The following is a 6,000-nucleotide window of genomic DNA, read 5'->3' as shown; positions in this document are numbered from 1 at the left end:
GCCTCCAGTCTGGGGCGGTCGCGTCGTCTTCGCCATGCGGACGCCAGGGTCGCCCGGAGCGGCCCGGGCGGCGGAACATCTCCGCCGCGGGGGAGCGCCCCCCGCGAGCGCGGCCACGGAGGCGGGGATCACCCGGTCCCATCCCGAACCCGGCAGTTAAGCCCGCCATCGCCGAGAGTACTGCAGCGCAAGGCTGCGGGAGGGTAGGGCGCCGCGCTCGCGGAGGGCGCTTTTTCGCACGCAGGGGCCCCTCGGGGCCCCTTCGGCGTTTCCGGGGGCGGGCGGGCCCTCCCGCCGGCAGGCCCGCGCCCGCCGACCCCGGGTGCCGTGCGGGGATGATGCGGGGCTTGGGCTTCGCGGCAGTGGTATACTCTTCTCCGAACGAAGTGATTCGGCCGCGTGCGTGGTGGCCGATGGATGCGAAGGAATCTTTTCCATGTCAGAGAACACCGAATCGAAGGCCGGATCCGTCGAGCCGTTGACTGCCGAGCGCCTGGAAACCCTTGTCGCGCACCTTGAGGGCCCCTCTCGCCGGGATCGGCAGAGCGCGGCTTCGGCATTGGCGGAGTGCGCCAGGCAGGACCCCGAAAGGCTGATTCCGTCGGTCAGCGCGTTCGTAGACGCGCTCAACAGGCCCGAAGCTCAGACGCGCTGGGAGTGCCTCGACGTGCTGACGCTGCTGGTCCCTCTGGATTCGAGGTCGTGCGACAAGGCGCTTCCCGGGGCGGAGACGGCCCTGTTTGACGAGGACAGCGGTCCGGTGCGCCTTGCGGCCATGCGCTTTCTGTGCAAGCTGGGCGCTACCACCGAGAGCCGTTCCGATCGCGCGTGGCCCCTGATCGACGAGGCGATCCAGTGCTACCACGGCGACTACGAGTACCAGAACATGCTGAGCGCGGTCGTCGAGTTCTCGGAGGGGAAGCTCTCCTCCGAAGTGGCGGCCGCTCTCGCTGCGCGGGTTGCGTTCGATGCCGAGAACGGCAAAGGGGCGCTGAAGCGCAAGTCGCAGCAGATTATCGACAACCTCAAGTAGCCCCGAGCTGCGCACCGCAGCGCCTGCGGCCATTGTTGTAACCGTGCAGAATCGTACCGAGGAGACCCTTATGACCAGCGTCGCCCCCTTCCAGGAGCTGCTTTCCGTCGACGGCAAGGACTACCGCTACGTGCCCGTGGGGCAGATGGAGGGAAGCGACCGGCTGCCCTTCTCGCTGAAGGTGCTGCTGGAGAACGTGCTGCGCAACGTGGGGGATGCCGATGAGGCGCGGCGGCTGGCGCAGCGCATCGTGGACGCGGGCTGCGCGGGGGCACGCGGCGACGAGGTGGAGTTCATGCCCGCGCGCGTGCTGTTCCAGGACTTCACCGGCGTGCCCGTGTTCGTCGACTTCGCCGTTATGCGCGAGGCGTGCGAGGCCCTGGGCGGCGATCCTGCGCGCATCAACCCGCAGATTCCCTGCGACCTGGTCATCGACCACTCCGTCATCGCCGATGCGGCCGGCTGCGCGGGCTGCATGGACGAGAACATGGCGCTTGAGTACGGGCGCAACGCCGAGCGCTACGAGTTTCTGAAGTGGGCCCAGGCCTCGTTCCAGAACGTGCGCATCGTCCCGCCGGGGCAGGGCATCTGCCACCAGCTGAACATCGAGCAGTTCGCCTCGGTGGTCATGGTGGGCGAGGTTGCCGACGAGACGCCGCTGGCGTACTTCGACACGCTGGTGGGCACCGACTCCCATACCCCCACGGCCAACGGCATCGGCGTGCTGGGCTGGGGCGTGGGCGGCATCGAAGCGGAGGCTGCGGCTTTGGGGCAGCCTATCACTACGCTGGTGCCCCAGGTGATCGGCATCAGGATGACCGGTGCGCTGCAGCCGGGCGTGGCAGCTATGGACGTGTCTCTGACCGTGGCCCAGTTGTTGCGCGAGCGCGGCGTGGTGGGGTGCTTCGTCGAGTGCTTCGGCCCCGGTGCCGCTTCGCTCTCGGCGACCCAGCGCGCCTGCATCTCCAACATGACCCCCGAGTACGGAAGCACGTGCACGCTGTTCCCCGTGGACGGGCGAACCCTTGACTACCTGAGGCTGACCGGGCGCAGCGACGAGCAGGTGGCGCTTGTGGAGGCTTATGCGAAGGCCCAGGGCTTCTGGATGGACGGAAGCGACGACGGTTCGTCGCGCGCCTACGCCGACGTGCTGGAGCTCGACCTTTCCGCGATCAGGCCCTCCATGGCCGGGCCCTCCCGCCCCCACGACCGCTTCGACGTGGCTGACGCCGCCGAGCGCGTTCGCGAGGTGGCGCGCGAGCGCGGGCTCGACGGCGGCTCGGCGACCGTGGAGGTGGGCGGCATGCAGCACGAGCTGGCCCATGGTGCCATCGCCATCGCCGCTGTTACCAGCTGCACCACCGCCACCGACCCTGCCATGATGCTGGCATGCGGGCTTCTGGCCCGCAACGCCGTGGAGGCGGGCCTTTCGTCCAAGCCGTGGGTGAAGACCATCCTGGCGCCGGGCAGCCGCGCCACGCAGCTGCTGCTCGACCGTGCGGGCCTGTCGGACTCCTTGGCGCGCCTGGGCTTTTTCACCTGCGGATTCGGGTGCATGAGCTGTATCGGCAACTCCGGTCCGCTCATGGAGCCCATGCACCGCGTGGCCGACGACATAGAGCTTGCCAGCGTGCTGTCGGGCAACCGCAACTTCGACGGGCGCATCTCCCCGGACGTGTCGCAGAACTACCTGATGGCCCCGGCCCAGGTGGTGGCCTATGCTCTGGCGGGCACTGTGGACTTCGACTGGGAGCGCGATGCCCTTGGAGCCGACTCGCAGGGCAATCCCGTGTACCTGCGCGACATCATGCCGGATGCGGACGAGGTGGACAGGCTCGTAAGCGAGCTGGTGACGCCTCGGCTGTACCGAGAGGGAACGGCCGACCTGTACGCAGGCGACGCCGCTTGGCGAGATCTGGGCGGTGAGCCCAGCGACACGTTCGCCTGGGATGAGGGCTCCACCTACGTGCGCCGCCCCCCGTACTTCGAGGGCATGGAGCTGCAGCCCGAGGCCGGAAAGCCCGTGGAGGATGCGGCGGCCATCGGGTTCTTCGGCGACTTCATCACCACCGACCATATCTCGCCGGCCGGCTCGATCGCCTCCGACTCGCCGGCGGCGCGCTACCTGCGCTCCTTTGCCGTGGAAGATGCGGACTTCAACACCTACGGCAGCCGTCGGGGCAACCACGAGGTGATGATGCGCGGCACGTTCGCCAACGTGAAGCTGCTGAACAAGCTGGCCGGCGGCCGCAAGGGCGGTTGGACGCTCGATCCGGTTCGAGGCGACGTTGAGCCGCTGTTCGACGTGGCCGAGCGCTACGGTTTTGACGGGACGCCGCTTATCGTGCTGGCGGGGAAGATGTACGGAAGCGGCTCATCCCGCGACTGGGCGGCCAAGGGGCCGGCCCTGCTGGGCGTGCGTGCGGTCATCGCGGAGAGCTTCGAGCGCATCCATCGCTCCAACCTCATCGGCATGGGCGTGCTGCCGCTGCAGTTCCTGGAAGGGCAGAGCGCCGAGTCGCTGGGCCTGGACGGTACCGAGCGCTACACGGTGCAGCCCGTCGATTTCTCCGAAGGCCTGCCGCGCCCTGCCGTGGTCGAGGTGACGGCCGAGCGCGCGGGCGGCGCGCCGGTGCGGTTCCAGGCGACCGTGCGCGTGGATACGCCGACCGAGGGCGCGTACCTTGAGAACGGGGGCATCCTCCAGTACGTGCTGCGCCAGCTGGCGTCGTAGGCCGGCCTTTCGGGCGGTTCTGGCTGCCTGGGCCGCGAAGGGCCCTTAAGCCCTGGCCGCAACTTGTGGAAACGCGCTTACATCGAGCGGCCGGGTGCTACGGTGCCCGGCCGCTCGGGTATAGTTTGCGCTTAGCAAATGCAAGGAACTCACGGTAAGCGAGGGAAGATGGCTCAATCAGGATTCGATGCGCTCATCGAGGCGCTCAAGCAGTCGGGAATCAACGTCGACGGCCGGTTCGACGCGGACTCGGACGGATCGGGCGGCGCCGGGGCTGGCGGGGCGGCAGCCCCGGGAGGCAGCCCCTTCTCTGGCGGGGCTCGCGGCGGCGGAAGGAGCGCAGGCGGCGTGCCTCCGACTCCCCATGTCGATTTCAGCTTCGGCGACCGCTTCGCCACGTGGTCGAAGAAGATGTTCGTCGCCGCCGCCATTGTGGTGGTCGTGGTGGCTCTGGCGGCCTACTGGTGGTTCCATCCGCCGATCAACATCCACAGCACCGATACCTGGATGTTCGTGGCCGTGTTCATCTTGCTGCCGCTGTTCGTGTTCTTCCAGACGAAGTCGCACAACTACAAGCAGGGCACCTCGAAGGTAAGCCCCAACGCCGGCAAGGCGAAGACCTTCAAGCTGGTGTCCTACGTGCCCGTGGCCGTGGCCTTGCTGGGCGTCGTCGGCGCCGTGGTCTCGTTCTCCTTCATCCCCGGCAATGCGGCCCGCTACGCCAACGTGTTGCAGACCACCGACATGGACTTCGCCGAGGACATCCAGGAGGTGGACTACGACCAGATTCCCGTGATCGACCGCGCGTCGGCCATTCTGCTGGGCAACCGCGAGATGGGCTCCATTCCCGAGTACGTGAGCCAGTTCGAGGTGTCGACGCTCTACAGCCAGATTAACTACCAGGGCCATCCGGTGCGCGTGAGCCCGCTTGCCTACGCAGACCTGTTCAAGTGGTTCACGAACCGCGAGGGGGGCATTCCCGCCTACGCGCTGGTGGATATGACTACCCAGGACGCCGAGATCGTGCGCTTGGGCGACAGCCCCATCCATTACTCGCAGTCCGAGCCGCTTGTGCGCAACATCGACCGCCACGTGCAGCTCAAGTACCCCTTCTATATGTTCGACGAGAAGTCTTTCGAGATTGACGACAACGGCCATCCCTGGTGGATCTGCCCGGTGCAGACCCGCACCATCGGGCTGTTCGGCGGCACCACCATCGACCGCGTGGTGCTCTGCGACGCCACCACGGGCGAGTGCCAGGATCTGGCCATCGAGGACTGCCCCGAATGGGTGGATAGGGTGTATCCCGCCGAGCTGCTCATCGAGCAGTACAACTGGTCGGGCAAGTACAAGAACGGCTGGCTGAACTCGTTTCTGGGCCAGGAGGGCGTAGTGCGCACCACGCCCGGGCTTGACGGGCGCCTGGGCTACAACTACATCGCCAAGGACGACGACGTATGGGTCTACACCGGCGTCACCTCCGCCACGGCCGACAACTCCATCGTGGGCTTCGTGCTGATCAACCAGCGCACGGCCGAGTCGCACTACTACTCCGTGCCGGGCGCCACCGAGGACTCGGCCATGGCAAGCGCCGAGGGCCAGGTGCAGAACCTGCGCTACACCGCTACGTTCCCGCTGCTCATCAACGTGGCGAACCAGCCCACCTACTTCATGGCCCTGAAGGACTCCGCCGGCCTGGTGAAGAAGTTCGCCATGATCGACATCCGCCGCTACCAGAACGTGGCCATCGGCGACACGGTGGCGGACTGCCAGAAGTCCTACGAGCAGCTGCTGGCCACCAACGGCGTGGACACCACCGATGGCATTGTGCTGGACACCAAGCACGTCAGCGGCACCATCGTGCACATGTCCCAGGCGGTACTGGAGGGCAACACCCACTTCTACGTGAAGATCGACGGCGACGATGGTCTGTACGACTTCGCGCTGCCGGGCCTGCTGGACATTGTGGGCTACGGCGTGGGCGACCGCATCCAGTTCAATTACTTGGAAACCGACAGCTCGCCCATCCCCGTGGAGAGCATCGGGGACGCGTCGTCGGCCGGCTCGGGCAGCCCGGTGCCGGGCGGCGCGTCGTCATCGCCCGAGGCTTCCGGCCAGGCGGAGAACAGCCAGCAGGCCGCCCAGGAGGGCGCCGGCACGGTGAACGGCCCCGAGGACGCCCAGGCGCGCCCCTAGGTGCGCGGGCTTGTCCGGCGAGGGGCCTGCTGCCTTT

The 6,000-nt window shown here is 67.4% G+C and carries 3 protein-coding genes and 1 rRNA gene; all 4 read left to right on the top strand.

Features of this window, described 5'->3' with window-relative positions:
- The first annotated feature begins 105 nt into the window (after positions 1–105).
- A 5S ribosomal RNA gene (gene rrf, locus NFR41_RS06470) occupies positions 106–220 on the top strand.
- 216 nt (positions 221–436) lie between these two features.
- Positions 437–1,033, top strand: coding sequence for a HEAT repeat domain-containing protein (locus NFR41_RS06465; protein ID WP_251231182.1), 597 nt, complete (start codon positions 437–439; stop codon positions 1,031–1,033).
- A gap of 70 nt (positions 1,034–1,103) precedes the next feature.
- Positions 1,104–3,767, top strand: coding sequence for an aconitate hydratase AcnA (gene acnA, locus NFR41_RS06460; protein WP_251231181.1), 2,664 nt, complete (start codon positions 1,104–1,106; stop codon positions 3,765–3,767).
- A 168-nt stretch (positions 3,768–3,935) separates the two neighbouring features.
- Positions 3,936–5,963 carry a Tat pathway signal sequence gene (locus NFR41_RS06455; protein ID WP_251231180.1) on the top strand — a complete coding sequence of 676 codons (2,028 nt, stop codon included), beginning with the start codon at positions 3,936–3,938 and terminating at the stop codon, positions 5,961–5,963.
- Positions 5,964–6,000 lie beyond the last annotated feature (37 nt).

This window comes from Adlercreutzia aquisgranensis (assembly GCF_943193145.1).
Lineage (GTDB): Bacteria > Actinomycetota > Coriobacteriia > Coriobacteriales > Eggerthellaceae > Xiamenia > Xiamenia aquisgranensis.
The sequence above is the reverse complement of the archived record's forward strand: the minus strand, read 5'-3'. Positions and strand labels throughout refer to the sequence as shown.

What these genes read in the sequence shown, in the direction of transcription:
- NFR41_RS06465 (WP_251231182.1), top strand. Translation starts at nt 437, where the DNA reads ATGTCAGAGAACACCGAATCGAAGGCCGGATCCGTCGAGCCGTTGACT.
- acnA (WP_251231181.1), top strand. Translation starts at nt 1,104, where the DNA reads ATGACCAGCGTCGCCCCCTTCCAGGAGCTGCTTTCCGTCGACGGCAAG.
- NFR41_RS06455 (WP_251231180.1), top strand. Translation starts at nt 3,936, where the DNA reads ATGGCTCAATCAGGATTCGATGCGCTCATCGAGGCGCTCAAGCAGTCG.